Origin of the sequence: Demequina globuliformis, assembly GCF_000975155.1 — a bacterium.
Lineage (GTDB): Bacteria > Actinomycetota > Actinomycetes > Actinomycetales > Demequinaceae > Demequina > Demequina globuliformis.
Genome location: NZ_BBRG01000001.1, coordinates 1,455,859 through 1,482,664 on the forward strand (window position 1 = coordinate 1,455,859; position 26,806 = coordinate 1,482,664).

General features: G+C 67.1%; 25 protein-coding genes. 12 read left to right on the plus strand and 13 right to left on the minus strand.

Annotated features, from left to right (window positions below; genetic code table 11):
- The first annotated feature begins 211 nt into the window (after positions 1-211).
- Positions 212-487, plus strand: coding sequence for a hypothetical protein (locus AOP75_RS12710; protein ID WP_062077593.1), 276 nt, complete (start codon positions 212-214; stop codon positions 485-487).
- Between the two features lie 110 nt (positions 488-597).
- Here the strand turns inward: AOP75_RS12710 and AOP75_RS06745 are convergent, their stop codons facing one another.
- Both AOP75_RS06745 and AOP75_RS06750 read right to left on the minus strand, forming a co-directional pair.
- Entirely contained in the window at positions 598-1,536 is a 939-nt protein-coding gene (locus AOP75_RS06745; protein WP_062077595.1) for a hypothetical protein, read from the minus strand.
- A 163-nt stretch (positions 1,537-1,699) separates the two neighbouring features.
- Positions 1,700-2,503 (minus strand): HAD family hydrolase, encoded by an 804-nt coding sequence (locus AOP75_RS06750; RefSeq protein WP_083966754.1) that lies wholly within the window; start codon positions 2,501-2,503, stop codon positions 1,700-1,702.
- Positions 2,504-2,667: 164 nt separating this feature from the next.
- Here AOP75_RS06750 and AOP75_RS06755 point away from each other — a divergent pair, with 164 nt between their 5' ends.
- Together AOP75_RS06755 and AOP75_RS06760 are read left to right on the plus strand one after the other, a co-directional pair.
- Positions 2,668-3,687: a TadA family conjugal transfer-associated ATPase gene (locus AOP75_RS06755; RefSeq protein ID WP_062077599.1), complete on the plus strand. Its 1,020-nt coding sequence runs from the start codon at positions 2,668-2,670 to the stop codon at positions 3,685-3,687.
- Positions 3,677-4,663, plus strand: coding sequence for a type II secretion system F family protein (locus AOP75_RS06760; protein ID WP_062077601.1), 987 nt, complete (start codon positions 3,677-3,679; stop codon positions 4,661-4,663). The genes AOP75_RS06755 and AOP75_RS06760 overlap by 11 nt, the downstream gene beginning before the upstream one ends.
- On the opposite strand, the gene AOP75_RS06765 is transcribed toward AOP75_RS06760, so the two are convergent.
- Genes AOP75_RS06765 through AOP75_RS06780 form a run of 4 tightly spaced genes read right to left on the minus strand, consistent with a single transcriptional unit; the run spans position 4,660 to position 8,644 of the window.
- Positions 4,660-5,904: an alanine racemase gene (locus AOP75_RS06765; protein ID WP_152649980.1), complete on the minus strand. Its 1,245-nt coding sequence runs from the start codon at positions 5,902-5,904 to the stop codon at positions 4,660-4,662. The genes AOP75_RS06760 and AOP75_RS06765 overlap by 4 nt on opposite strands.
- 13 nt (positions 5,905-5,917) lie before the next feature.
- Positions 5,918-6,304 carry a RidA family protein gene (locus AOP75_RS06770; protein ID WP_062077603.1) on the minus strand — a complete coding sequence of 129 codons (387 nt, stop codon included), beginning with the start codon at positions 6,302-6,304 and terminating at the stop codon, positions 5,918-5,920.
- A gap of 34 nt (positions 6,305-6,338) precedes the next feature.
- Entirely contained in the window at positions 6,339-7,067 is a 729-nt protein-coding gene (locus tag AOP75_RS06775; protein WP_062077605.1) for an IclR family transcriptional regulator, read from the minus strand.
- Entirely contained in the window at positions 7,064-8,644 is a 1,581-nt protein-coding gene (locus tag AOP75_RS06780; RefSeq protein WP_236683084.1) for an N-acyl-D-amino-acid deacylase family protein, read from the minus strand. Before AOP75_RS06780 ends, AOP75_RS06775 begins: the two co-directional genes overlap by 4 nt.
- A gap of 255 nt (positions 8,645-8,899) precedes the next feature.
- Here AOP75_RS06780 and AOP75_RS12400 point away from each other — a divergent pair, with 255 nt between their 5' ends.
- The 3 genes from AOP75_RS12400 to AOP75_RS06790 are packed head-to-tail and all read left to right on the plus strand — an operon-like array spanning position 8,900 to position 9,760.
- Positions 8,900-9,073, plus strand: coding sequence for a DUF4244 domain-containing protein (locus tag AOP75_RS12400; protein WP_236683085.1), 174 nt, complete (start codon positions 8,900-8,902; stop codon positions 9,071-9,073).
- A gap of 29 nt (positions 9,074-9,102) precedes the next feature.
- Positions 9,103-9,399: a hypothetical protein gene (locus tag AOP75_RS06785; RefSeq protein ID WP_062077607.1), complete on the plus strand. Its 297-nt coding sequence runs from the start codon at positions 9,103-9,105 to the stop codon at positions 9,397-9,399.
- Positions 9,386-9,760, plus strand: coding sequence for a pilus assembly protein TadG-related protein (locus tag AOP75_RS06790; RefSeq protein ID WP_062077610.1), 375 nt, complete (start codon positions 9,386-9,388; stop codon positions 9,758-9,760). The genes AOP75_RS06785 and AOP75_RS06790 overlap by 14 nt, the downstream gene beginning before the upstream one ends.
- A gap of 6 nt (positions 9,761-9,766) precedes the next feature.
- Here AOP75_RS06790 and AOP75_RS06795 read toward each other — a convergent pair whose 3' ends face one another.
- Together AOP75_RS06795 and AOP75_RS06800 are read right to left on the minus strand one after the other, a co-directional pair.
- Positions 9,767-11,644 carry a hypothetical protein gene (locus AOP75_RS06795; protein WP_062077612.1) on the minus strand — a complete coding sequence of 626 codons (1,878 nt, stop codon included), beginning with the start codon at positions 11,642-11,644 and terminating at the stop codon, positions 9,767-9,769.
- Complete coding sequence (locus tag AOP75_RS06800) at positions 11,641-12,186, minus strand: SigE family RNA polymerase sigma factor (protein ID WP_062077614.1); 546 nt, start codon at positions 12,184-12,186, stop codon at positions 11,641-11,643. Before AOP75_RS06800 ends, AOP75_RS06795 begins: the two co-directional genes overlap by 4 nt.
- Before the next feature lie 168 nt (positions 12,187-12,354).
- On the opposite strand from AOP75_RS06800, the gene AOP75_RS06805 reads away from it, so the two are divergent.
- From AOP75_RS06805 to AOP75_RS06815, 3 genes are all read left to right on the plus strand, one after another.
- Positions 12,355-14,646 carry a sodium-translocating pyrophosphatase gene (locus tag AOP75_RS06805; RefSeq protein WP_062077616.1) on the plus strand — a complete coding sequence of 764 codons (2,292 nt, stop codon included), beginning with the start codon at positions 12,355-12,357 and terminating at the stop codon, positions 14,644-14,646.
- Between the two features lie 174 nt (positions 14,647-14,820).
- Positions 14,821-16,356, plus strand: coding sequence for an MFS transporter (locus AOP75_RS06810; RefSeq protein WP_062077619.1), 1,536 nt, complete (start codon positions 14,821-14,823; stop codon positions 16,354-16,356).
- 3 nt (positions 16,357-16,359) lie between these two features.
- On the plus strand, positions 16,360-17,805 hold the full coding sequence (locus tag AOP75_RS06815) for a M20/M25/M40 family metallo-hydrolase (protein ID WP_152649981.1): 1,446 nt from the start codon (positions 16,360-16,362) through the stop codon (positions 17,803-17,805).
- Between the two features lie 13 nt (positions 17,806-17,818).
- Here the strand turns inward: AOP75_RS06815 and AOP75_RS06820 are convergent, their stop codons facing one another.
- Genes AOP75_RS06820 through AOP75_RS06835 form a run of 4 tightly spaced genes read right to left on the minus strand, consistent with a single transcriptional unit; the run spans position 17,819 to position 20,554 of the window.
- Entirely contained in the window at positions 17,819-18,502 is a 684-nt protein-coding gene (locus AOP75_RS06820; protein ID WP_152649982.1) for a hypothetical protein, read from the minus strand.
- Positions 18,499-19,194 carry a hypothetical protein gene (locus AOP75_RS06825; protein ID WP_152649983.1) on the minus strand — a complete coding sequence of 232 codons (696 nt, stop codon included), beginning with the start codon at positions 19,192-19,194 and terminating at the stop codon, positions 18,499-18,501. The genes AOP75_RS06820 and AOP75_RS06825 overlap by 4 nt, the downstream gene beginning before the upstream one ends.
- Positions 19,191-19,874 carry a hypothetical protein gene (locus tag AOP75_RS06830; protein WP_062077624.1) on the minus strand — a complete coding sequence of 228 codons (684 nt, stop codon included), beginning with the start codon at positions 19,872-19,874 and terminating at the stop codon, positions 19,191-19,193. Before AOP75_RS06830 ends, AOP75_RS06825 begins: the two co-directional genes overlap by 4 nt.
- Positions 19,871-20,554, minus strand: a complete 684-nt coding sequence (locus AOP75_RS06835) for a hypothetical protein (protein WP_062077626.1) — start codon at positions 20,552-20,554, stop codon at positions 19,871-19,873. The genes AOP75_RS06830 and AOP75_RS06835 overlap by 4 nt, the downstream gene beginning before the upstream one ends.
- Before the next feature lie 80 nt (positions 20,555-20,634).
- Between AOP75_RS06835 and AOP75_RS06840 the strand changes: the two genes are divergently transcribed.
- Complete coding sequence (locus AOP75_RS06840) at positions 20,635-22,170, plus strand: DUF7059 domain-containing protein (RefSeq protein ID WP_062078494.1); 1,536 nt, start codon at positions 20,635-20,637, stop codon at positions 22,168-22,170.
- Positions 22,171-22,309: 139 nt separating this feature from the next.
- Positions 22,310-23,089 (plus strand): anaerobic ribonucleoside-triphosphate reductase activating protein, encoded by a 780-nt coding sequence (locus AOP75_RS06845; protein ID WP_062077628.1) that lies wholly within the window; start codon positions 22,310-22,312, stop codon positions 23,087-23,089.
- 5 nt (positions 23,090-23,094) lie between these two features.
- Here AOP75_RS06845 and AOP75_RS06850 read toward each other — a convergent pair whose 3' ends face one another.
- Positions 23,095-23,913, minus strand: coding sequence for an inositol monophosphatase family protein (locus tag AOP75_RS06850; protein ID WP_152649984.1), 819 nt, complete (start codon positions 23,911-23,913; stop codon positions 23,095-23,097).
- Between the two features lie 187 nt (positions 23,914-24,100).
- On the opposite strand from AOP75_RS06850, the gene topA reads away from it, so the two are divergent.
- The gene (gene topA / locus AOP75_RS06855; RefSeq protein ID WP_062077636.1) at positions 24,101-26,767 is read left to right on the plus strand and encodes a type I DNA topoisomerase; all 2,667 of its coding nucleotides are present in this window, start codon (positions 24,101-24,103) and stop codon (positions 26,765-26,767) included.
- Positions 26,768-26,806 lie beyond the last annotated feature (39 nt).

A 26,806-nucleotide genomic window follows, 5' to 3' on the forward strand; every position in this document is an offset into this window, starting at 1 on the left:
CACCGACCGCGGGTTTGTTAGGGTGCCTGGTAAATCCTGCATCCACCCCCGCCTTCCTCGCCAAATGGCTCCATTTGGCTGTTTTACGGGGGCAAGACGAGCGAAAAGTGCCACTTCAGCGGGGGTGTGCGGAGGCATCGGGCCGATGCCCGGGAAGAGCCCGCTCCGCACTCACCGAGCGTGTTTGGTCACCACGTGTGACGATGAGGAGATGACTGCACCAGAGGGATACGACTACCGGACCCGCTCCAACGGCGAAGTGGCGATCTTCCACCACGGCAAGCTCTCGACCTTGATGCGGGGGGACGACGCCGCGGGGTTCCTGGAGGCGCTGAGCGACGGCGAGCCCCAAGAGGTCATGGCCCGCTTTGCTGGCAACGACGGGCAGAACGAGCATCCAGGAGGAGGCGCTGGAGCGCCTGGCGTGGGCCTTCACGGCAACGGCGAGGCGCACGCGCACCAGGACTTCCGGCGCAAGACGGGCTAGGCCTGCGGCGCTGTTCTCCGTGGCGGCCGACGCGCGGAGTTCAGGCACGAAGTGGCACGTTTTGCCTGTTATGCGCCCCTAAACAGCCAAATGGAGCCATTCGGCGGGTTTTAGGAGACGGTGAAGGAGAACGCTTCCGAGATCGCGACGGTCGGTTCGTTGTCGACGATGTAGGACTCGGGGACGTCGCGCTCCAGGACCTCAAGCAGGACCTCTTGCGGGACATCACACAGGAGTTCCGTGGTGCCCTCGGGCGTCTCGTTCTCTTCGCAGTACGGCTGAATGCGCTCATCCTGAGCGATAGGCGAGTACCCGGCGGTGTACTGCAGGAGTGCGAGGTCGGTGATGCCTTCCTCAGCGAGCTTGCGCGCGACCGCGGCCTGCTCGCCCATGATGATGGGGCTCCACGCGTACACCTTGTACTCGCCAGCGGGCAGGTCGGCATTGTCTTGCTCGAACTGGGCGGCCTTCTCGTATTGAGCGTTGATCTCGTCCTCGGTCGCGTTCTCCCAATCGAAGTCGCTGAGGATCGAGTCAAGCTCGCTGGCAACGTCACACAGCGAGGCGCCGGACATATCGAGTTGCGCGCCAGGGGCTGCCGTGACCTCGTCCGTCGTAATAAACAGCTCGGGCGCGAACTCGCTGCCCCAGTCAGGGGTGACGACCACGTCATCGCGCGTGACGACGACCTGGCCCTCCTGAGCGAGAAAGGCCGTGATGCCCTCGCTCTGTGAGGTGAAGGCCACCCGGGCAGATGCGCCCGAGTCGTTTTGCGTGACCTCCACCACGGGCATGACGCCATTTCCGGGCGTGGGCTCGGCGGACCACGTCTCTCCACATGCGGGCGGCGTGAACAGGCCGTCGCCGTGCTCGACGACCTGGGCGAGGTCGAAGGTCAGCGGCACGGTGGCTCCGGAGGGAGCGTCGGAACCCTCAGCGGCGGTGTCGGAACTCTCGGGTGCGAAGAGAAACTGGACGCCGAACCAGCCCACGGCAGCAGAGGCTCCAGCGAGGGCGACGGCGCCAACCGCCATGAGGCCCTTGTTCATTGCTGCCTATCCTCCCGGCGCATGCGCGCGCCCCGCGTTTCAGGTGGTGTGGGGCATCAGGATACGGGTCGGATATGTCCGTTGTGTATCCCACGCGCCCAGGACCACTGGTGCCCTCCGGTACTTAGACGCGCACCAGGCCAGAAGCGTTGCGTGGAATCCGTCACTCCTCTTCGGGGTCTGGGGCGCTGCGTGCAAGCAGCGCGACGCCCACCACGATCACTGCGACCGCAACCACCCCAATGAGGACCGACCTGGTCTGCGGTCCCGAGTGCAGCCCCACGGGCTTCTTGAAGTACAGATTGCCCCAGCCATGGTCGATGGCGGCCCGGCGCAGAGCCCGATCCGCGTTGACGGTGAAGCCATGACCGACCACGTCGAGCATGGGGGCGTCAGTGATCGAGTCGGAGTACGCGTAGGAGCGGTGCAGGTCGTAGCCGCGCTTCGCAGCCAGGTCCCGAATCGCTTCCGCCTTTGCCTCGCCGTACGCATAGAAGGTGACCTCACCGGTGTAGAAGCCCTTCTTGACCTCCAGTTCCGACGCAATCACGGCGTCGGCCCCCAGCAACTGGGCAATGGGCTCCACGATGTCGCGCGCGGAGGCGGACACAATGACCACCTCGCGGCCGTTTGCCTGGTGCCGCTTGATGAGTTCGAGGGCTTCCGCGTAGACGACGGGGTCAATGTGCTCGTGAACCGTCTCATTGACGATCTGCTTGACCTTCGCGACCTCCCACCCCTTGATGAGATCGGACAGCGCGTCTCGCAAGCGGGTGGTCTGGCGCTCATCTGCTGCACCGACCAGGAAGAGGAACTGTGAATAGGCCGTGCGCACCGCGTCCGAACGCGTGATCAAGCCACCGTTGTAGAACGGGCGCGAAAACGCCATCGATGAGCTTGTCGCGATGATCGTCTTGTCCAGGTCGAAGAACGCGGCTGACCGCGGAACGGACTTCTTGCGGGGCATGTGACCTCCTTGTGGCTCAAGCCTATCTGCCCGCTGTGACATCGACGAGGCCCGTGTCGCCGCGAGCACAAGCGTTGTCCCCAGGTATTCGGGTAGACGACTCAGCACCACAGATTGTTCCTCTGCACTGGAGAGACCGGACCCGTCGCCTCGACAGTCGTGACATGAGCGACGAACCGCCTCCATGGGGAGGGCCCTTGGCATCACTGTTGGCGTTGCCCGGTGTGACGGATGTCCTCATTCACGAGCCCGGCCGCGCGTGGATTGACCGGGGTCGTGGGCTCGAGCCGCGACCGGTGGATCTGGCCGACGCCGCAGCAGTGCGCGCTCTCGCCGTCACGATGGCCAGCGCCGGCGGCCGGAGGCTCGATGACGCCTGTCCGCTTGTCGACGCTCGCCTTCCCGATGGCACCCGACTGCACGCCGCCCTGCCTCCGCTGTCCCCGGAGTGCACCGCGATTTCGTTGCGCCGGGTGCGGGCTACGGCCTTGACGCTTGACGACCTCGCCGTGGGAGGCATGTTGAGTGGTCCCTCGGTGCCGCTCGTTCGGGAGCTGGTGCGCCGACGCTGCTCGGGGTTGATCACCGGTGCTACCGGCTCCGGCAAGACCACGTTGCTGGCGTCGCTCCTGTCTGAGGTCGACCCGAGCGAGCGGATCCTCATCATTGAAGAGGCCGGCGAACTTCAACCGACGCATCCGCACGTAGTCCGCCTCGTCGAACGACGCGCGAATATCGAGGGCACCGGCGCCATCGGGATGCCGATGCTGGTGCGGGAGGCGTTGCGCATGCGGCCCGATCGCGTGGTGCTCGGCGAGTGCCGAGGCCCGGAGGTGCGGGACGTGCTGACCGCATTCAATACCGGGCACCGAGGCGGCTTCGCGACCCTGCATGCGAACTCGCCGCAGGACGCGCCGGCACGCCTTGTCGCCTTGGGCGCGCTCGCGGGCATGGACCAGCGCACGGTCGAGGCGCAGGCGGCGATCGCCTTTGACGTGGTGCTGCATGTGGAACGCGTGCGGGGCGCGCGGCGGCTCGGCAGCATCGCGGTCTTTGAACGCGGCGACGATGGGTTGCGCGCCATCGAGGCCGTGGGGTGGACGGCGCGGGGATGGCGCGAAGGGCCAGGGTGGGGCTCGCTCGTCCGCGCCATGGGAGGAGAGGAACGGGCCGATGCTGCGTAAGGGGGCCGCACACAAGGAAGACGTGACTGATGCCGCGATGGCCGATGCGGTGGCGCTGCTGGAGTCGGGACTCCCGCCGGCGACGGCGTGGGCGGAGGCGGGCATCGAAACGGACGAGAGCGGAGTGCCTTGCGAGGGCGCAGGTCAGGCAGTCGCGGTGCGTGCCGCGGCCCGCCTGTCGCACGCTGGTGGCGTGCCGCTGGCGGCCGTGTTGCGCCGGGTCTTGGAGGTCGAACGCGACCGCGAGGAAGCGGCGGCCCAATGCGAGGCGGCGTTGGCGGGTCCGCAGATGAGCGCGCGCGTGCTGGCGTGGTTGCCGCTGGCGGGCGTGGGGCTCACGGCGTTGCTGGATCCTCGCGCGATTACTGTGCTTGTTACCACGCCTGTGGGGTGGGTGTTGCTGGTGCTGGCTGGGGCGCTGACATGGACAGGACGCAGGTGGACACGGTCATTGCTGGCGGGAGCCTCAGTCCCGTCCGGTGGCATTCCCGCGCCTTTGGCCCTTGCCATGGTGGAGGCGGCACTGACGAGCGGCATGGACGTCGCGGGCGCGGTCATGGCGGTGGGTCGCGTGGTGGGCGGGCCCGACGGCGAGGCGATGGAGCAGGCGGGTGCAGCGCTGGCCCGCGGGGCGCCGTGGGCCGAGGCGTGGGAACCTCCAGGCGCGCCCTTACGGCCGCGACGCACCCGGACCCGCGCGCGAGCGCCTGGCGTGTGCAGGCAAGTCGAGCGTGCGCTGCGCGCGCCGTATCGGTGCGGCGCCTCCGCGCTACCGGCGCTGCGTTCGGCCACCGAGTTGTCGTTACGCAATGCGCGGCGCGAGGCTCAACGTGCCGCGGGCCAGTTGGGCGTGACGCTCGCGCTTCCCCTCACGCTGTGCTTGCTGCCCGCCTTCATTCTCGTGGGCATCGTCCCCATGGTTCTCGCGGTTCTGGCGACGGTCCAGATGCCGGATGTGCCCGGGGTTACTGGCTAGAAGCGGGTGGGGAGGAGGTCAACGATCGTCGCATCGAGACCGAGGCTGAGGTCGTCCACGATGGGCACGAGCCGCCACTTGTCCGTCATGGTGCACGGGTGCGACAGGCCCAGTTCGATGATGTCGCCCACGTCAACGGCCAGGCCCTCGCCACGGAGGAACGTGTGTTGATCGTTGAGGGCCTCGACTCGTGCGCGTCCGTCGAGGCTCGTGACTGTGCCATCCGCTTTGAGCGCCCGGCGCACGGTCGGTAGGCCCTCGTCGTACGGGACATCTCGCTTGCCGGCGTCAAGCAAGGCGAGGCCGGGTTCCGGAGTCGAGGTCACGCGCGCAAAGCCGCGGGCCGCCGGCCGCAGCCCACCCGGCACACGGGTGTGGTCGAACGGCGAGACCTCGAGATAGTGGCCCTCATCGTGAAGCACGTATGCGCCGCACCGCACCACGCCGCGCAGGCCCACGTCGACCGCATGCTGGAGCCCCTCTGCCACGGCGTCGGGATACGCCGACCCGCCTGCGGTGACGATGAGTGGCTCCTGGCCTTCACGTGCCTCGACGGCGAGGCGCGTCAGATCAGCGACGTAGTCGCGCACGGTCGCAAGAGCGTCGGGGTGACGACCATGAGTGATGGCGCCCTCGTAGCCGGCGATTCCCGCCAGCCGCACTCCAGGGCTGCGCCGCACCAGCGCGATGAGTGCGCGCGCTGCATCCAGAGTGCGCGCGCCGGTACGGCCCTGCGGCCGACCCAGTTCCACGAGCACGGGCACCTCGACGCCACACGCCTGTCCGGCAGTGGCCATGATCGCTATCGCCTGAGCGTCATCTACCCAAGAGATGATCTCCGCGCCTGCCGCAATGCTGGCTGCGACCCACGCCGCAGCGTCCTTGCTCGCCACCTGATGAGCGAGCATCACCGTCCGAATCCCGGACTCGACCGCTACCCGGGCCTGCCATGGCGTGGCGACAGTGATACCCGTGGCCCCGGCGGCCAGCTGCCGGTGCCACAGCGGCGGCGACATGGAGGTCTTGCCGTGTGGCATGAGTTCGAGGCCATGGTCCGCTACCCAACCAGCGAGAAAATCGATGTTGTGCTGGAGGGCTACGGAGTCGATCGCGAGCACAGGAGTCCAGCAGTCCCGCAGGCGCGGTGCGCGCGCGAGGGCCTGCGCCGCCGTGATGCCATGCGCCCACGGCGGCAGGGACTTGTCGGCGCCCAGCACGGTGTGGGGGTCAATGAGCGTCACGGCGGCGGACCAGCTACTTGTCGCCGATGTAGGCGACGACGTCGATCTCGACGAGGATGTTTGCGAGGTCAGAGCCCACGGTGGTGCGCACGGGGTAGGGCTCGTTGAAGCGTTCTCCGTATGCCCGGTTGTACTCGGCGAAGTCCCGGTCCAGACGCTCAAGGTGGGTCGTGACCTTCACGACGTCGTCAAGCGTGGCGCCGTGAGCTGCCAGGACGGCCTCAACGTTGGTGAGGACCTGGTGGGTCTGCTCATACACGCCGCCAGCCACGACCTCGCCAGTGGCGGGGTCCTGCGGGCCAAAACCCGCGGTGTAAAGGAAACCGCCGGCAACGACGCCGTGGCTGTACGGGCCAGCGGGCTTGGGGGCGTTCTCGATCAGCACGGCCTTCTTGGCCATAGGGGTCCTCCTTAGGACGGTAGTGGGGGATGGTTTACAGCGTGGAGCCAATGCGCGCGGCAGCGGCGGTCAGAGCGGGACGGTGGCGTTGCAGGGCAGCGACGGCCTCGGCGTCCCTCCCCGTCGTGATCGACAGCGCGCCTACGACGCCGTGCGAGGCGACGATGGGCACCGCGAGGCACGTGACGAAGGACTCGAACTCACCGTCGTCGATGGCCCAACCCTGGCGCGCGATGATCTCTAGTTGTTCGTCGAGTCGCCGGCGCGAGGTCAACGTCGTGGCCGTGTAGGCGCGCCAGGTGACGTCCGCAAGGATGCGGTCGCGCGCGTCGGGGCTCAGGCGGGACAGGATGGCCTTCCCGGATGCCGTGCAATACGGGATGACGGGGCGGCCCACCTGCGAGTACAGGCGGATTCCACGGGAGTCTTCGCGCTTGTCGACGTACACGATCGCGTGGTCCATGAGCGCGGCAACGTGCACTGTCCCGCCCACCTTGGCGTGAAGCGCTTCGATGGTGGAGCGTGCAGCGTCGCGCACGTCGATCTGTTCGAGCGCCGCCTGTGCGAGCGAGATCAGTCGCATGCCTAGGCGGTAGTCGCCGTTGGCGCCGCGCCTGAGGAAGCCGGCCTCCTCGAGCGACTTGAGCTCGCGATACATGGTGGTGCGGTGAACACCGAACTCCTCGGCGAGGACGGAAATGGGGCGGGGGCCCTGGGAGATCTTCGCGAGGATCTCGGCGCCGCGCATCACGCTCTGGGTCATCGTGCGGCCGCCGTTCTGCGCAGGCCGCGCCCTGGACGTTCTTGGGTCAGCGCCCCGCCAGCGAGCACGTGTGTGCCCGCGACAAAGACGTCGTCGATGCCGGTGGCGAGCTGGCGCGGGCGGTCATAGGTCGCCTCGTCGCGCACGTGGGCGGGGGACACGATCGCGAGATCCGCGATCCACCCTGGTCGCACCGCGCCTCGATCTCCTAGGCCAAAGCGCGCCGCCGTGCGCCCGGACAGGTGCATCGCGGCGCCTGCCCACGTGAAGGAGCGACCCACAAAAGTCGTGAGCAAACGCGCGAAGGCGCCAAAGGCGCGAGGGTGAGGGGAGCCGCCCAGGACAATCCCGTCGGAGCCCGCCAGGTACGCATCGTGGGAGAAGAGCTTTGCCAAGTCGGCATCGGGCCGTTGGTCACGTACCGCCATGACCGCGGACACCTCGAGCCGCAGTTCGATCAGCAGGTCGAGGACGGTGTTGACGACGGTCGAGCCCATCCGGCGCGCGACATCCTCGAGTGTGAGGCCTTCCGCCCACATCCAGTCCAGGTGGGGCGCGTGCGCGATCGTGATCATCGATGGCCACGCGGGCCCCAAGCTTGCCTTCTGCGCGACCTGGGGGAACCACTCGCTCATGAGGCGCTGTCGCTCGCGCGTGTCCTGGAGACGCGCTACGGCATCGTCGACGCTGAGCGCCGAGTACTCCGGCGGGAGCAGCGCCATCGCCAGGAGGGTGCAGCCGCGCGTGTAGGGGTACATGTCAAAGGTGACGTCGTGCCCCGCGGCGGTGAGGTCGCTCAGGAGGCGCCGGCCCTCCGCAGCGGGGAGGTGGAAGTGCGAGATGTGGCCGCGCACGCCGGTGCGCTCGAGGATGCGCGCCACCTCGCGGACGCCAAACTCGGAGTTGGCCTCATAGCCGCCACGCATGTGGGTCACGTACACGGCGCCGGCGGCTGCGACGGGCTCGCACAACCTGGCGATCTCCTCGGCGTCCGCAAAGAGTCCCGGCACGTAGTCGAGCCCCGTCGACAAGCCCAGGGCGCCATCGGCGAGGCCGTCCTTCACCATGCGCTTCATCTGCGTCAGCTGGCGCGCTGAGGCCCTGCCGGTGTCCATCCCCATCACCGCGTGGCGCACGTTGCCGGCGGGGACCAGAAGCCCCACGTTGACGGCTGTGGCGTTGTCGTAGGAGGCAAGCGCGTCGCGCACACGTGGCCCGGCAAGGGTGGGGTGGGGGCCGTTGATCGCGGCAAAGTACTGGCTTGCCCACCCAGTGTCGCCGGGAACGTAGGAGACGCCGTCTTGGCCGCAAATCACGCTCGTGATGCCCTGGCGCAGCATGGCGTGCTGGACGTCGGGGTCGAAGACGGCGCCTTCGAGGTGGGCGTGGGCGTCGATGAAGCCGGGCATGATGAGCCGGCCCGTGCAGTCGATCACGGTGTCTCTGGGGTGATCATCGACAGTGCCGACAATGGTGATGCGCTCGCCTTCGATCGCGACGTCAGCGGCGCGTGTGCGTTGGCGTTGGCCGTCGACGACGGTTCCACCCCGTAAGACGGTGCGTCTGCTGTGTGCCACGTATCCCCCCGAGTAAGTCTCACGCAGGTGTGCATCTATTGCACGCATTGTGCGTTCGTCGCACAGCGTCACCTTAGCCGCTTCGCGCAGGCCTGCAAACCGCGGGTCAGGCGCCGCAGCTGAGCGAAGCGACTCGTGTCCCGAGGCAACGCCCAGCACTGACCTCTTCCACAGATTGCCACGAGTGCGGCGCCGTTGCCGGCCCGCTCGATGAACCTGGAGGTGCCCGGACGTTCCGGGGCGAGAGGAGAGGACATGGACAGGTGGAGCAGGTGGAAGCGGTTCCGCGACGACGAGGGCATGGCGACCACGGAGTATGCGCTCGTGACGGTCGCAGCCGCGGCATTCGCGGGGTTGCTGATCGCGATCATCAAGTCGGAGGAGGTGCGTGGAATGCTGCTGGGGGTCATCCGCTCGGCATTCGGCTGAGCGGTGCAGGGGGCGGTGATCGTGGCTCGGTGACGGCAGAGTTTGCGCTGGTGCTGCCGGCAGTCGTCGTGGTGCTGGGCCTTGTCCTCGCGACGGTGGCGTGGGCCGGCCACCACCTTCGAGCAGGTGACCTGGCTTCCCTCGCGGCGCGCACGGCCGCCGTGGAAGGGGACTCTGCGGCGCAGGCGGCCGTGGCCGGGGCAGATGCCAGGGCGAGTCTCGCGCTGTCGCGCTCGGGGACGTGGGTGACAGCGACGGTGAGCGTGGAGGCCGCGTCGTGGCTGCCGACTGCTCGGAACCAGGTGACGGCGCGTGTGGAGCCGTGAACGGGACAGGGCCGATGCCGGCTCGGCCGCCGTAGTCATGGTCGCCGTGATCTGTGTCGCACTCGCGGCCGCCTCCGTGGCATTGGCAGGCTCCCAGATGCTGATCGCACGATTCCATGCAAGAGTGGGAGCCGATCAGGCGGCGCTCGCGGGCGCGATGGTGGCCCGCGAGCACGCCGCCGCCGGAATGACCGATCCCGGCGCTGTCTGCGCGGAGGTCGTCACAGGTGCCACCTCCAACGACGCCACCGTGACCTCATGCACCGTGGACGGTGCCGTCGTCACCGTCCACACGGCCTCCGGGGAAGGTGTCGTGCGAGCGACGGCGTGGGCCGTGGCCGGCCCCGCAGACTCCGGGTGAGCGCCCTTACCGCGCGGTCACCGTCACCGTTCCCAGCGACGTCCACAGTTGCAAGTCCACCCACTCATACTCGCTCGTGGTGACTGGGTCGATCGCGACGCCGGGTTCGACGGCATCCGCCGTGTCGCCAAACGGGAGGAGGCTTGTCGCACCGTCCGCCTCGTCGAGCAAGCTGAGGTTGTCGGGAGCGGAGTCGTCCATGATCCGGACCTCCTCCTCGTAGTGCTGGTTCGAGACGGAGAGCCCGGACGAGGCCAGCAGGGTGTACGTCCCGGACTGGACGCCCTCGCCGCCTGACTCACCGTCGCAGCGCGTGACGTCCCGCCACAATGACGTGCCGGTCAGCGACGCTCCCGCTGCCAAGCTCTGGCTCTCAGGGGCAGGCCAGATGAGCGCTTCGGCCGCGCCATCTGCGCTGCGCGCGGTCGTGTCTCCGAGGTCCTGCGGATAGCCCTCAGCAACGACCCTGCCGTCCCTAACCAGGAACAACTGTGGTTCCGTGGAGCCCCAGTAGTCCTGGATGTCGTACTCAGAGACGTTGGTGAGGGTGGTGGTGATGGCGGGATTGCCATCGACGACGAACCCATAGCTGACGGACAGCGAACGCGGCACGTCGACCTGCATGTCAAGCACATCCATGGTGGACGTCGTCGAAGGGAACGTCGCACCCTCCTGGCCTCCCCAGGTGCAGCCAAAGTACGCGTACTCGCCGGTTGTCGCGTCGTTCATCACCCACCGGTGGGTCCCGGCGGCCATGTCCCATGCGCCAGACGCCTGGTCCGCGGCGAAGAGTTCGCGCACAATGTCCGGCGTCAGGGACCCTTCAGGTAGCGGCTTGGGTTCGAGCGGGTCGGGAAGCCCAGGCTCTGGCAACGGCGCAGGCTCGCCGGGCTCCGGCGCCGCAGTCGGCTGCGCAGGGCTGAGATACTGTCCAAAGGGGTCGTCGACCTTGTCCCCGTCGACGCTCAATGTGACGGGCCCACCGGCCACGCGCACCAGCTCGTGACTGAGGTCGGTCCCCGGCAAGTCCTCCTCGACAGCGAGGTCCTCCGTGGGCACGCTGCTCGCGTCAGCCCCGGAGGCCGCCGCGCTAGGGGAGGGGGCCGGTGATGCGGAGGGCGCCGAATCAGGCGATTCGGGTGCCTCGGCGGGGTACGCGAGCGTATGCGCGAGGTAGACCTCGTAGTCGCCACCGGGCAAGGCGGCGCCATCCCAGCAGTTGACAGGCTGCAACCCAATCCATTGTTCAACCGAGCCGAACTCGGTGTCCGGGTCTAGGCGCTCGTACACCTCTCCGGCAGGCAGGGATGGCTCGTCGGCCGGCCCGTAGACCACGGGCGAGGGGTTCACGAGCCGGCCCACGACAAGCCCGTCCCACACAATCACGTAGTCAGCGGATGCCACCAGGTCGACCGGGCGCTTCGCCGTGATCGTTTCCGGCACCCAGTACTCGTTGCCATCGACCTCGATGTCTCCCACGCTGTACTCGACACCGGAGGCGTCGCCAAAGCTCCACGCGGGATCGTCGGCGGCAAATTCTGAGCCGCACATCCACTGCTCGGCCAGCATGGCATCCGCCCCTGAGCCTGCGAGTCCCTCATCGCGGTAGCCGTCGGCGGCGTCGCCTGCACTCGTATCCATCTGGGACTCTTCCGTCGCCTCGCTGCCGCTGGACTCCATGGCGCTATCGGTGTCTCCGGCACTTGTGGGAACGCCAATGCCCAATGCCACGACGGCTACGGCGCCCACGCCGACAAGCCCATTCGCGGCGCCGTGGAGCCTGCGGTTGCGGCGCACGGCACGTGCGGCCGCGGCGGTCGACACCGTGGCGTCCTCGATGGGTGCGTTTTCCGCTGCGCCCCGCATCGCGTCTGACAGCCTCATGACTGGCTCCTTTCCGTCACGTCAGCCGGGGCAGCCGTAGCGGCCTCGGCATCCTCCAGCGGTCCCAGGGCAAGCTGCAACTGGCCCATCGCGTCGCTGAGGTACCTCTTCACCGTGCCTTCCGCGATCCCCAGCTGGCGCGCAATCTGCGGCACCGTGAGGTCGTCGAAGAATCGCAACACCACGCATGCGCGCACCCGTGGAGGCAACGTCGCGAGTGCCTGCGAGATGTCGGAACCGGCCTCCACCTGGCCAAAGCCGTCGGGCATCACCGCGTCAGGACTGAACAGGTGTTGGACTCGCTTCCAGCGCTGTTGGCGCCGGTACTGGTCCACGAAGGAGGACGTGATGGCGCGTCGCACGTAGCCCTCAGCCTTCCCCGCCGTGAGCCCACGGCGTTCCCGGCTGAAGGTGCGCACCAGGGCGTCCTGGACAAGGTCCTGGGCCTGCACTGGGTCGCCGCACACCAGGTACGCGTAGGACAGCAGGGCGCGTTCGCGGTCGCGCACCAACTGTTCCATCGTGTCCTGCCACGGGGCCATGACTTCCTCCACACGCCATTGGGTTGGTCGGTTCACAGTGTCGACGCACAACTGGGCAGAAACGTTGGGTCCCACCCAGCCACGCGTCCCATGGTCCCCTAGAGTGGCGTCATACCCGGTAGGGGGCACAGCGTGGTGTCTCCCCGTGAGCGTCGTCAAGGAGGACGAATGCACACACTGGCCAACTCCGGAGTCGACGTCGGCTCGGACAATCTCCTCATTGTGGGCGTCATTGCCGCCATCGCGGTGGCCGCCCTGATCTTTTCCTTCGTGCTGCGTCAACAGGTCCTGAAGGCCCCTGACGGCTCGGAACGGATGCGCGATATCGCCGGAGCTGTGCAGGAGGGCGCATCCGCATACCTGAGCCGGCAGTTCCGCACGCTGGTGCTGTTCGCGGTCGTCGTGTTCGCGTTGCTGTTCTTGTTGCCGGGCGATGCGGGCGTGCGTGTGGGCCGGTCCGTGTTCTTCCTGGTGGGGGCGGGGTTCTCTGCGGCGATCGGCTACATGGGCATGTGGCTCGCGGTGCGGGCCAACGTGAGGGTCGCCTCGGCGGCCACCCGGCCTGGCGGGCGCGCGGAGGGGGCGCGGATCGCTTTCCGCACCGGAGGCGCGGTGGGGATGTCTGTGGTGGGCCTTGGATTGCTGGGCGCCGCGGGCGTGGTGCTGGTCTTCCGGGGAGACGCTGCCGCAGTCCTGGAGGGCTTTGGGTTTGGGGCCGCGCTCCTGGCGATGTTCATGCGGGTGGGCGGCGGTATCTTCACCAAGGCGGCCGATGTTGGGGCTGACTTGGTAGGAAAAGTCGAGCAGCACATTCCTGAGGATGACCCACGCAACGCCGCGACCATCGCGGACAACGTGGGCGACAACGTGGGCGACTGCGCCGGCATGGCGGCCGACCTCTTTGAGTCCTACGCCGTGACGCTGGTCGCGGCGCTGATTCTGGGCAAGGCGGCCATGGGGGAGCAGGGCCTGGTATTCCCCCTGATTGTGACCGCGGTGGGTGCCTTTGTTGCCGCGATCGGTGTCTTCATTACCCGCGTACGCAAGGGCGAATCCGGCCTGGCGGCCATCAATCGCGGCTTTTACTCCGCGGCGGCTATTGGCGCGGTGCTCTCCGCCATCGCCGCCTTCGTCTACCTGCCGGACAGCTTCTCGGAGTTCACCGGTTCTACGATCGCTGACGAGTCTGGGGACCCGCGCGTCATGGCCACTGTGGCCGTATTTGTGGGGATCGGTCTCGCGGGGCTCATCCTGTGGCTCACCGGCTTCTTCACTGACACCGGCAAAAAGCCCACCAAGCGTGTGGCGGCCACCTCAAGAACGGGAGCCGCGACTGTGGTTCTCTCCGGCATCGGCCTGGGGCTCGAGTCTGCCGTCTATACGGCGACCGTGATCGCCGGCGCCGTGGTGGTGCTGTTCTTTGTCGCGGGCGGGTCCGTGGCGATGGCGCTGTTCTTGGTGGCGCTCGCGGGGTGCGGACTGCTGACGACCGTGGGCGTGATTGTCGCGATGGACACGTTCGGGCCGGTCTCCGACAACGCCCAGGGCATTGCGGAAATGAGCGGCGAGGTCGACGAGGAGGCTGCCCAGATCCTGACCGACCTCGACGCCGTGGGCAACACCACCAAGGCGATCACCAAGGGCATCGCGATCGCGACGGCGGTCCTGGCCGCGACGGCGCTGTTCGGGTCGTACTCGGACGCGGTGACCCAAGCCCTCGCGCAGGCCGGTGCAGCTGTGGCGGACTTCTCGTATGAGGTCATCAACCCCCTGACCCTGGTGGGCATCATCATTGGCGGCGCCACCGTGTTCCTGTTCTCGGGGCTTGCGATCGATGCCGTGACGCGCGCGGCGGGCGCGATCGTCTTCGAGGTGCGCCGTCAGTTCCGCGACCACCCCGGCATCATGACAGGGGAGGTCCGGCCGGAGTACGGACGCGTGGTGGACATCTGCACGCGTGACTCGTTGCGGGAACTCGCGACCCCTGGGCTACTCGCTGCGATGGCGCCCGTCTTCGTGGGCTTCGCGCTGGGGCCCGGCGCGCTTGCCGGGTTCCTCGCGGGCTCGATCGGCACCGGAGTGCTGATGGCGGTGTTCCTCGCCAACTCCGGCGGAGCGTGGGACAACGCCAAGAAAATCGTGGAGGACGGCCACCACGGCGGCAAGTACTCCCCTGCGCATGAGGCAACGGTGATTGGCGACACCATTGGCGACCCCTTCAAGGACACCGCCGGCCCAGCCATCAACCCCCTCATCAAGGTGATGAACCTGGTGGCGTTGCTGATCGCGCCCGCGGTGGTGATGTTGACATACGGCGATGACGCTAATCCGGTGCTGCGGTGGACCATCGCGATTATCGCCGGCGCGATCGCGGTCGTGACCGTGGGGATCTCCTCACGCCGCGCCCATGCGGCCGGCATTGAGGATGAGGCGGACGAGGTCGCCGCGGAAGCACAGTAGGGCTCTCGGCCGCCTATCTCACAGGCTCAAATGGAGCGCGAGCCGCCATCGATGGGCGTTCGTGGCGGTTGCTGCTCCATTCCAGGCCAGGTCGTGGGCCGCGGGTCACGGTGCGGCAACGAAGTACACGCGTGCAACCTGCCGGACACACCGCGCCGCCATACTTGCCGTGTGATGGCAAGCAAAGGTGCCCTCGCCGGCGGCGTTGTCGGCGCGCTCGTGGTGGTCGAAGCCACGTCCGGAGTCCTCCAGGGGTATTACACGCCCCTGTTCACCGACATCGCCCGGCACTTGGGGATTCACGATGCGGACATCAACTGGTTTGAGGCCGCGCAACTGCTGCTAAGCGCCATCGTGGTGCCGGTCCTGGCGCGCCTAGGCGACATGTTCGGCCATCGCAAGATCCTCATTGCGTCGTTGATTGTCACCATGATCGCGAGCTATCTGATTGCCTTCGCCCCCACGTTTCCGCTGTTCGTGGCCGCGTGGGCGTTGCAGGGCTTCTACGTGGTGTGGCTGCCCCTCAACGTGGCGATCATCTTCGCGCGCGCTCGCCAGCAACCCCATACGGCCGCGCTCACGCGCAAAGGCGCGGGTGTGATCGTGGTCGCGCTCCAGGCGGGCGCGATCGGTGGAGCGCTCGCAGGCGGTCAAGCGGGCGCGCTCTTGCCGCTGTGGGGCGCGCTGCTGATTCCCGCAGTGATGGTCACGATCGCGCTCGCGGTGGTGGTGCTCAAGGTTCCGGACACGGGGGTGCGTGGCGGCGGAAGATTGGACTCGCTGGGCACCTCCATCATGACGATTGGCCTGCTCGCGATCATGGGCGGCCTGTCACTGGTGCGTCTGGACGGAGTCACGCTTTGGGTGGTGGGCATGGTTGCCCTGGGTGTCGCGTTGCTGGCGGTCTTCGTCAAGGTTGAACAGCGCCAGGAGCACCCGCTTGTGGACATGACCATGCTTCGCAGTCCAGCCTTGTGGCCGGTCATCGCCACGTCCGCGCTGTTTGGCGTGAGCGTGTTGGGTGCCCAGGGGCCGCTGTCGACTTTTGCCCGCACTGATCCCGACGAGGTCGGCTATGGCCTGGGGCTCACCTCAGCGACCGCGTCCTACGTGATCGGCGCGTACGTGTTCTCGCTCCTCGTAGGAGCGGGCCTGTTCGCGCGGATCTCTGCGCGGTTGACTCCTCGCACAGTGCTCATCGGGGCGTCCACGCTGGTGGCGGTGGGCTATTTGGCCCTGATCCCGTTCCACGGAGGGGTGGTCGCGGTGGTCTCTTGCATGGTGGTCGCGGGCTTGGGGTCCGGCGCGCTCGTCGCCGCCTTGCCCGCTGCGGCGGCCGCAGCAGCACCGCCCGAACACACCGGGGTCGCGACGGGCCTGACGAACACGACCAAGACCATTGGCGGCGCCTTCGCGTCCTCTGCCTTCGCGATCGCGTTGGTCACGGGCGCCGGCACGGCGCTGGACGGCAGCGCGACGGAGGCGGGCTCGCTGAGCGGCTACATGACGGTGTGGGCCATCTGCGGCGGCACAGCCATTGTTGCCACCATCTTCTTGTTTGTGGTGCCCAAGGTCGCGTTCACCTCCGGAGGCGACGCACTTGTGGCGGAGGCAGGAATTGACCTGGCTGACGTGAGAGCCAATCCCAGTAGCGCAGCCCCGGCCGAGCCCAGCGCCGCTCAGGACCCGCGCCGTACGGAAGGGGAGTGACCCGTGAAACTCAAGCGAGCATCGGCCCAGGGCAGTGCTAGCGAGCCCTCTGAGCGCGCCCAGCGCGTCGCCGAGCACCTCAGCGCCGCGGTGCGCATCCCCACGGTTGCGCCAGACGGTCCGCGAGAGATGACGGAGGACGAGTCCGCGACGTTCGCGGCGCTGCACGCCCTGTTGCGCGAGACCTACCCGGCCGTGTTTGCCGCGTGCGAGCTCGACCACGTGGGGCGCGCCGGCCTGCTGATGCGCCTTCCTGGTGAGACGGCGGAGCGCCCCCTGATGCTCATGGCTCATCAGGATGTGGTGCCCGTGCCGCAGGACTGGCAGGCGGAAGGCTGGGAGCACCCGCCCTTTGACGGCGTGATCGCCGATGGTCGCGTGCATGGTCGGGGCACGCTCGACGACAAGGGCGCGTTGGTCGTCATGCTCGAGGCGCTTGAGGAGCTCCTCGCCGGTGGCTGGTCGCCGGCGCGCGACGTGTGGCTCTTGATGGGTGGCGACGAGGAGCAGCATGGCGCGTCCGCCGTCGCGGCTGTCGACCTCCTCCGAGAGCGGGGCGTGGAGCCCTGGATGGTGCTCGACGAGGGCGGAGCGGTCGCATCGGAGGCCTTTCCGGGGCTGAAGCAGCCCATGGCAGTGGTAGGGGCGTCGGAAAAGGGAATCGCGACGCTGTCGCTGACGGTGGAAGGCCTGGGCGGGCATGCCTCCACCCCGCCGCGCCAGTCCGCGCCCGGAATCCTTGCGCGCGCGCTCGCGGCCGTGGAGGACAACCCCTTCCCGGTCTCGCTGCACGACGTTTCGGTCGAGATGTTCGAGGGGGTGGCGCCGCAATTACGAGGGCCGATGCGCGCCGTCCTTGGCCGTGCGGGTCGCCTTCGCGGCCCGTTGGCTCGGGTGCTTCCGCGCTTGGGGCCGGAAATGGCGGCCATGGTGCGCACCACCGCGGCCATCACCATGTTGGAAGGCTCGCCAGCGCAGAACGTTCTGGCCACGCGAGCCACGGCGACGCTCAACTGTCGCATCGCCGTGGGATCGACGGTCGTCGCCACCATCGCTCACCTCGAGCAAGCGATCGGCGACGAACGGGTGCAGGTAGACGTCGTGGAATCCTCGGAGCCCTCGCCGGTGTCGCCGACGGGCCTGGACCCGCGGTGGCTTGCTATTGGTGATGCCGTCGAGGCGTCCTATCCCGGCACGGTGACGGTGCCCTACGTGATGATGGCGGCGTCCGATGCACGGCACGTCGCTGCCATCGCTCCGGCCGTGTACCGGTTCTCCCCGCTGGCGATGGACAAGAAGCAGCGCGAAGCGATCCACGGTCCAAACGAGTACGTGGAAATCGCCTCACTCGAGCGGGGCGTCGACTTCTACCGAGCGCTGCTCACCGGGTCCGCTCTGGGGCCTGCCGGCTTAGCCACGGATTGTTCGCGTAGGCGAGCGGTGCCGTGATGGGGCGTAGCCGCTAGGGCAGGTGGTTTTGGCCGAAGTCGCCGGGGTGGTGAGGGATGCGCTTGTTGGCTTTTCGACCGGTGGGGGCTGCCTGCCACGAGCGGGGTTTGGTCTCATACAGGTGGTGACGTTGACTCACCCACCGGCTGTACCAGTCATAGAGGCGGGTCGGTTCGGGATGGGCGATATCTGGGCTTAGTTCTCGCTGGTTGATCGCACGTACAACGCCCACGTTGCCGATTTGGAGGACGTCCCATGGGTCAGTTGCGAGGCCTTGGTCGAGCACGAAGCGGGCGTTCTTGATATGGATGGGGTGGTCACCGCGCCAGCAGACCCATTGGAGGGTGGGGTCCTGTGCGAGGCACATGTCCGCGAAGTAGATTCCGGTGAGTTCCCAGCGGCGGTAGACCTTGTCTGGCACGGGCATGGTTCGTTTCTGGGCTTGTTCCTCAGGCGTCATGCGGTACAGCCACAGTGGCCACCAGTCCATGGCGTCGTCCTGGTCGGAGAGTCCGAACTCGATTGCCCAGTCATTGAGTTGCTGGAGGCTGGCTGGTGTCCCGTCGAGCTCGGGTCCGCCGGTAGCAGCCATGAGAGTCCGTAACTGTTCGCGCCGCTTAGGGATGGACGCGACAAACTCCTCGAACTTGGCGTCCGCCTCGGCCCACGAAGCGTGGAAGTCAGGTCTCATTCTCATGGGAGGTGGTTTTGGCCGAAGTCGCCGGGGTGGTGAGGGATGCGCTTGTTGGCTTTTCTGCCGGTGGGTGCTGCCTGCCACGAGCGGGGTTTGGTCTCGTACAGGTGGTGGCGTTGGTTGACCCAGCGGCTGTACCAGTTGTAGAGCTGGTCACGATTGGGTGGTGCTGGGTTCGGGTTGAGCGCGGTGGGGTCGTGGACCCGGATGTACTCTCTGATGATGCCGATATTGCCGAGGGTTATCGGGTCTAATGGCTCGCGGAGTAGTCCTTGGTCAAGTATGAATTTCGCGTTCTTGATGTCGATGCGGTGATCGCCTCGCCAGCAGACCCACTGCAGTGTGGGGTCGTGGGCGAGGTACATGTCGGCCAGGTAGATGCCGGTGAGTTCCCACAAGCGGTACAAGTAGTCAGGTAGGGGCGGGTTGTGCTTGCGTGCCAGTTCCTCGGCGGTAGGCCAGTATCGCCACAAGGGCCGCCAGTCCATTCCGTCGTCCTCATTCGAGAACGCGAACTCGATGGACCAGTCGCTTAGGTCAAGCAGGCTCTGCGGCGTCCCATCAAGTTCCGGTCCGCCCGTCGCGGCCATCAGGTCACGGAGTTGCTGACGGCGCTCAGGAATCGTCGTCAGGAACTGCTCGAACGCAGCGTCCGCCGCATCCCACGATTCATGAAAACCAGGGCGCAATCTCATGGCAGGTGGTTGTGGCCGAAGTCGCCGGGGTGGTGAGGGATGCGTTTGTTAGCTTTTCGATCGGTGGGGGCTGCTTGCCAGGAGCGAGGTTGTTCGGCGAACCATTGGGGCTGGCGAGCACGCCACACGTCGAACGCGCGTGCGAGGGCTGTGGGTTTGGGGTGTGCTAAGTCGGGGCGCAACTCGCGCTGACTTATTGTCGTGCCGATGCCGACGTTGCCGATGCTTAGCGGATCCATTGGACGGTAGGCCAATCCCTGGTCGAGGTAAAACTGGGCGTTATGAATGTCGATCGGGTGGTCACCTCGCCAGCACACCCACTGCATGGTGGGGTCGTGTGTGAGGCACATGTCTGCGAAGTAGATTCCGGTGAGTTCCCAGAGGCGGTAGGCCTTGTCGGGGACTGGGATGGTTCGTTTCTTGGCTCGTTCCTCTGAAGTCATGCGGTACAGCCACAGTGGCCACCAGTCCATGCCGTCGTCCTGGTCCGACAGGCCGAACTCGATGACCCAGTCGTTGAGAAGTTGCAAGCTGGCTGGTGTGCCGTCCAACTCGGGGCCGCCTGTAGCTGCCATCAGGTCACGCAACTGCTGACGCCGCTCAGGTATGGACGCGACAAACCCGTCGAACTTCGCGTCCGCGTCCTTCCAGGAATCGTAGATGTAGGGCCTGCGCTTCATGGGAGGTGGTTGTGGCCGAAGGCGCCGGGGTGGTGGGGGATGCGTTTGTTGGCGTTTCTGCCGGTGGGGGCGGCTTGCCAGGAGCGGGGTTTGGTCTCATACAGGTGGTGACGCTGGTTGACCCAGCGGCTGTACCAGTCGTAGAGCCACGTCCGGTCGGGATGCGCCAAGTCTGGGCGTAGTTCACGTTGGCTGATGGTTGCGATGATGCCGACGTTGGCGATTTGGAGTACGTCCCACGGGTCGGATGCGAGGCCTTGGTCGAGCACAAACCGTGCGTTCTTGATGTGGATGGGGTGGTCGCCGCGCCAGCACACCCACTGCAGTGTGGGGTCGTGTGTGAGGCACATGTCGGCGAAGTAGATGCCGGTGAGTTCCCACAGCCGGTAGACCTTGTCTGGCACGGGTATTGTTCGTTTCTTGGCTCGTTCCTCTGGACTCATGCGGTAGCGCCACAGTGGCCACCAGTCCATGCCATCGTCCTGGTCGGACAGTCCAAACTCGATCACCCAGTCATTGAGTAGTTGCAAACTGGCCGGTGTGCCGTCGAGCTCAGGGCCCCCGGTGGCGGCCATGAGTGCTCTCAACTGTTCGCGCCGGTCAGGGATGGACGCGACAAACTCCTCGAACTTGGCGTCCGCCTCGGCCCACGAAGCGTGGAAGTCAGGTCTCAGTCTCACGTGCTCCCCCTCTTAATCGACGCCTCATTGCGCACCCAAGCGTGGACTATAGCGAAGGGCGCTTCGATAGCCTGGTGATCGTGACAACCGCGCCCCCGCACTTGAGCCCCAACGCCGCTGACCGCCTGCGTTCCGACGTGTCTGAATGGACCGTCGACGCCGTCCAGGATGTCGTGGGGGAGCGTGCCATGCGGGCCTTTGGCCGCGAGCAAGTGCTGCCCGGCCGGCTCGCTGCGCGCGCCGCGGGCGAGGATCGCGTTGCGTTGCTGAGTCGACTGTTCCTCTTTGGCGATTCCCTCACCCGCGCACAGGCGGATGCGGCCCTTCCCCAGCTGGGTGCCCAGGGTGGCATCGAAGCGGGACTCATCGCAGCATCGGGCGCCAGCGCGGACGATGAGGTGCGGGCCACGGTCGACCTGCGCCCTACGAGCGCCATGACCGAGGATGGCGAACTTGCGTGGTGGATCGCGCACGATCACGGCGAGGCCGTGACCGGACGCGCCGTTCGCGAGGACCATGTGTTGGGAGTCGGGGGCGCCTCGACCACTCTCGCCTCGATCACGATGCGTGCGCCCGTGCAGCGCACACTGGATCTGGGTACGGGGTGCGGGATTCAGGCCCTGCACGCATCGCAGCATTCGCAGCAGGTCGTGGCGACGGACATTTCGCGCCGAGCCCTTGCCTTTGCACGGTTCAACGAGGCCCTCAACCGCCCCGACGGTGCCCCGTGGGACGTCCGGGAAGGACACCTGTTGGAGCCGGTTGCGGGGGAGCAGTTCGACCTCGTGGTCTCGAACCCACCGTTCGTCATCAGTCCTCCCGGCACCCCGCGGTTCGAGTACCGCGATGGGGGCCTCGCGTGGGACGGCGTTGTGGGGGCGCTCGCGAGCGGCGTAGGCGCCTGCCTCAACCCCGGCGGGGTGGCGCAGTTCTTGGGTAACTGGCTGATCCGCGACGACTGGACGGAGCGCTGGGAGCAGTGGTTGGCGGAGTCGTCAGTGCCGGTAGACGCGTGGGTGATCCAGCGCGACGTCCTGGACCCCGCCGAGTACGCGGAGACATGGCTGCGCGACGCCGGCGTGACCCGCGAGCGTGACGAGGCCCGCTTCTATGCGGCCTACGAGGCGTACATGGCGGGCTTTGACGCGGCCGGTGCCCAGGGAATCGGGTTTGGGGCAGTGCTGCTGAGGCGGCCGATGCACGGGTCGCCCACACTGCGGCGTCTCGAAGAGCATGAGGGCACCTTGCAGTCGCCGCTGGGCCCGCACCTGATCTCCGTACTGGCCGCGCACGATTGGCTGGCGAGCGCGAGCGACGACGATCTCCTGGGCGCCGCGTACACGGTGGCGCCTGACGTGACCAAGGAGACCTATGGCCGCCCTCTGCAGTACGAGCCAGAGCACATCCTTATTCGTCAAGGAGGCGGGCTGGGGCGGTCCATCAAAGCAGACACCGCCCTCGCGGGCCTGGTGGGTGCGTGCGACGGGGAACTGACGGCCGGGCAGATCGCGCACGCCCTGGCGGCCCTGCTGGACGTGCCCGCGAGCGACATGGTGGCCGGCCTGGCACCCGCGCTGCGGGAACTGGTGAGGGACGGGTTCCTCCTGCCCCAGTGAGGGTGTGTGAAACCTCTCACGTGAGCCTTGTCTCACGCGTATTGGGACGCGGGTCCCCGCTGTGGGCGTAGACCAGGGGTTTTCATGGGGTCAGACCCAAGAACGTGCACGCGGATCGACCGCGCCCCGGAGGTACCTCATGCCCACAGCCAGCGCCCGAGCGCTCCGTGCGCTCGCCATGCCCGTCACGCGGACCTTCGTGCCCGACGACACCACGCATCCCGACGGTGACGCGCCCTCGTTGGAAGTCGCTGAGTTTGTCCCCTTCTCCACCGCGGACTGGCCGGGACACATTGTCGCCACGGTGTACCTGCAGGGGTGCTCATGGCGCTGCACGTACTGCTACAACCCAGGATGGCAGGCGCCCCGCTCGGACTCCCTGTGGAAGTGGGCGGACGTAGCCGCGTGGATGCGCGAACGCCAAGGAGTGCTGCACGGACTGGTGTTCTCCGGAGGCGAGCCCACGCGCCATGCCGCCCTCGCGCAGGCCCTCAGCCAGGCCCGCGGCCTAGGGTTCGCGACCGCTCTTCACACGGCGGGCCCGTATCCCGCACGGCTGGAGAAGGTGCTTCCCCTGCTGGATTGGGTGGCCATCGACATCAAAGGCACGCCTGCGGACTATGCCGCCATCACCGGCGTGCCCATGGCGGGCGAGGCCGCGTGGCGCTCGCTTGAGCTCCTTCAGAATTCCGGCGTGGACTATGAGGTGCGCATCACAGTGGACCCCACCGTCCACACGCGGGAGGGCATCCTCGACCTCGTGGGCACGCTCACCGCGCGCGGAATGACGCGGGTGGTGATTCAAGAGGCACGCGCCGCACTCGCCAACCCGCACTACGCGGAAGAGCTGGGAGAACGCGGCCTCACCGACGTGCTGACCCACGGCGATCTGCACCGCCTGCACGTCAGAACGGTGTGAGCGAACTACGGTGCGCCCAACGCCTCGACAATGACCTCCCATTCGCCGGGGCGTGCCACCAAGAACGGCCGGCCGGGCAGACCCGGCCGGTAGGTAGCGCCGTCATTGATGTAACGGACCTCGAAGCCGGCGGCAGTGCAGATCGCGGCACCGGGAGCGTGGTCCCAGGGCTTGGCGCGCGAATACACCAAGAAGTCGACGTCGCCGGTGAGCAGGTCCCAGTAGTCCCAGCCCGCACACATGCGCGGGGTCGTGTGCCCGCCCAGACCGGGCAGCATCGCCTCGACGCGTTCCTTCAGTTCCGGCGGGGTGAACCGTGTGACGACCATGCCGCGCAGCTTGTTCAGGGGCCGCACCGGACCCGTGGGAGCGCTCAGCGCGCGGGTGTGGCCCGCACGGCTGGTGACCTGCGCGCCGCCGCCTACCACGCCATCAATCAGATCGCCCGTCTCCGGTTGCAGAATCCACCCCGCGTGCGTGTCGCCCTCCACCACGTGAGCCACCATCACCGCATAGTCCGCGCGGCCGTGGGCAAAGTTCCAGGTGCCGTCCACGGGGTCGACCGTCCATGCCGCATCGGCTTCACCCAGAACGTCCGGAAGCGTGGGGTCCTCAGCCGTCGCCTCTTCACCCACCACGGGAATGTCCTCGATCTCACGAAGCAAGGGCGTGAGCGCGTGCTCGGCCTCGATATCCGCGATCGTCACCAGGTCCCCTGGACCGTCCTTCTCCGACACTTGGCCCTCCGACAAGGCGCGGAATCGAGGGCGGATGTACTCGTCGGCAATGCGGCGCATGAGCGGGGATACGGCGTCAGAAGTCACCCGCCCATCGTGGCACGCTTGGCTGGCCGGCGGGTAAACACCCGCGCCTACAACAATGGACCCGGCCTACGGCCGGCGCCGACATCCCGATGGACACCGCCGTGCACCTATGTATTCTGTGAGCGTCTCGGCCCAACCAATCCGGCAGGCCGCATCCCCTCACTTGACCCGAAGGTAGGACTTCCATATGGCCCACAAGCTCGTCATCGTCGAGTCGCCCACCAAGGCAGGCACGATCGGCGGCTACCTGGGGGACGAGTATGAGGTCGTGTCCTCTGTGGGACACATCCGCGACATCCCCGAACCCCGGGACATGCCTGCCGAGGTCAAGAAGGGGCCGTTTGGCAAGTACGGCGTGGACGTCGACAACGACTTCGAGGCCTACTACCAAGTCTCGCCGCGCGCCAAGAAGACGGTCGCTGACATTAAGCGCAAGCTCAAGGACGCCGACGAGCTCTACCTGGCAACAGATGAAGACCGCGAGGGAGAGGCCATCGCGTGGCACTTGCTTGAGGTTCTCAAGCCCAAGGTGCCCGTGAAGCGCCTGGCTTTCCACGAGATCACCCGCGAGGGCATTGACCGCGCATTGGCATCGCCGCGCGAGGTCGACATGGAGATGGTGGAGGCGCAAGAGACCCGCCGTGTTCTGGACCGCCTGTACGGCTGGGACATGTCGGACGTGATGCGTCGCAAGGTGGGCCAGGGGTCCTCTGCCGGGCGCGTTCAGTCGGTCGCGCTGCGCCTGGTCGTGGACCGCGAGCGCGAGCGTATGGCCTTCCAGGTCGCGGAGTACTGGGACCTCACGGCCCGCTTCGCCGCCGTGACGGGGGCCGATGCCGGCGTGGGTTTCGTGGCTCGCCTCGCCAAGGTCGACGGCAAACGCGTCGCAACCGGTAAGGACTTCGACGACCGCGGCGTGATGACGAACGCCAAGGCGCACCACGTGACGGCCGCTGAGGCCGGCGCGCTGGCCTCGGGGCTCGCTCACGCCGACTTCTCCGTGGTCGACGTCACCTCCAAGCCGTACAAGAAGCGCCCAGCTGCGCCGTTCATCACGTCTTCCCTCATTCAGGAGGCCTCGCGCAAGTTGGGTCTTGGCGCGCGTCAGGCCATGGGTGTGGCGCAGGCGCTGTACCAGCAGGGTTTCATCACCTATATGCGTTCGGACTCGCCCGCGCTGTCCGCTGAGGCCACCAAGGCTGCGCGTTCGCAGGCGATCGAACTCTTCGGCTCTGATGCCGTCCCGACCTCGCCGCGCGTGTATGCGTCGGGCGACTCCAACGCCCAAGAGGCGCACGAGGCGATCCGCCCTGCGGGAGACCGCTTCCGCACGCCGGAGTCGCTGCGCAGTCAACTGCGCGGTGACGAGTTCCGTATGTACGAGATGATCTGGAAGCGCACCTTGGCTTCACAGATGGCCGATGCCGTGGGCACCACCTCCACGATCACGGTGGGCGCTACCTCCTCCGCTGGGCACGCCGTTGAGTTCTCGAAGTCCGGCACGATCCTGACGTCGCCGGGATTCCGCGCGCTGTACATCGAGTCCACCGACAAGTCGCGGTACGAGGACGAGGACGGCAAGCAGCCCTCTGACGGCGACGCGCGCCTGCCTCAGGTCGCCACAGGGGACGCCATGGAGGCCTCCGACCTTGAACCGCTGATCCACGCGACCAACCCCCCGCCGCGGTTCACCCAGGGCTCCATGATTAAGGAGCTCGAGGACCGCAAGCTCGGCCGCCCGTCCACCTACGCGGCCACGGTAGACGTCATCATTGACCGCGGCTACGTGAATGTGGATAAGAAGGTGCTGGTCCCCACCTGGCTGGCGTTCAACATCATCACCTTGCTTGAGCAGCACTTCCCCACGCTCGTGGACTACGGATTTACCGCGGACATGGAGGCGGGCCTGGACCGTATTGCCGCCGGCGAGCGGTCAATGCGGGACTGGCTGCACGAGTTCTACTTTGGCGGAGCCGACGCGCCTCAACAGGGGTTGCGAGAACTTCTCGACAACATGGGCGAGATCAACGCCCGCGCCGTGAACACCTTTGAGATTGGCAACGGCATCACCGCCCACAACGGCCGGTATGGCCCCTTCGTGGAGCGGGTGGTAGATGACGAGAAGCAGACGGCATCGATCCCGGATGAGCTGGCGCCGGGCGACCTCACCGTTGCCAAGGCCGAGGAACTGTTCGCGAACCAGGGAGGCGACGAGCGCGTCCTGGGCGAGCACCCCACGCTCGGCACCACGATCGTCGCGAAGGCCGGTCGCTTTGGTCCCTACGTGACGGAACAGTTGCCGGAGGACGCGAAGGGTAAGCCCAAGACAGCGTCGCTGTTCAAGTCGATGTCGCTGGAGACCGTGACTCTTGACGACGCGGTGAGGCTCATGTCGCTGCCGCGTGTGGTGGGAGAGGACCCGGAGTCGGGTGAGGCCATTACCGCGCAGAACGGTCGTTATGGCCCGTACCTGAAGAAGGGCACGGACTCGCGCACCATCGAGTCCGAGGAGCAGCTGCTGTCCATCACGCTGGACGAGGCGCTGGCCATTTACGCGCAGCCCAAGCGTGGGCGCGGACGCACGGCGGCACCGCCGCTGAAGGAGTTTGGCGCGGACCCGGTGTCCGGCAAGCCCGTGGTGGTCAAGGACGGCCGCTTTGGCCCGTACGTCACCGACGGCGAGGTCAATGCGACCATCCCGAAGGCGGAGAACGTCGAGGCGCTGACGGAGGAGCGTGCCTTCGAGCTCATCGCGGACAAGCGAGCCAAGGGTCCGGCGAAGAAGCGCTCGACGGCCCGCAAACCCGCCGCGAAGAAGACCGCCAAGAAGGCCGCGCCCAAGAAGAAGTCCTAGGACCACCCCCACCCCAGCGGTGGGAGTATCCGTCTTATG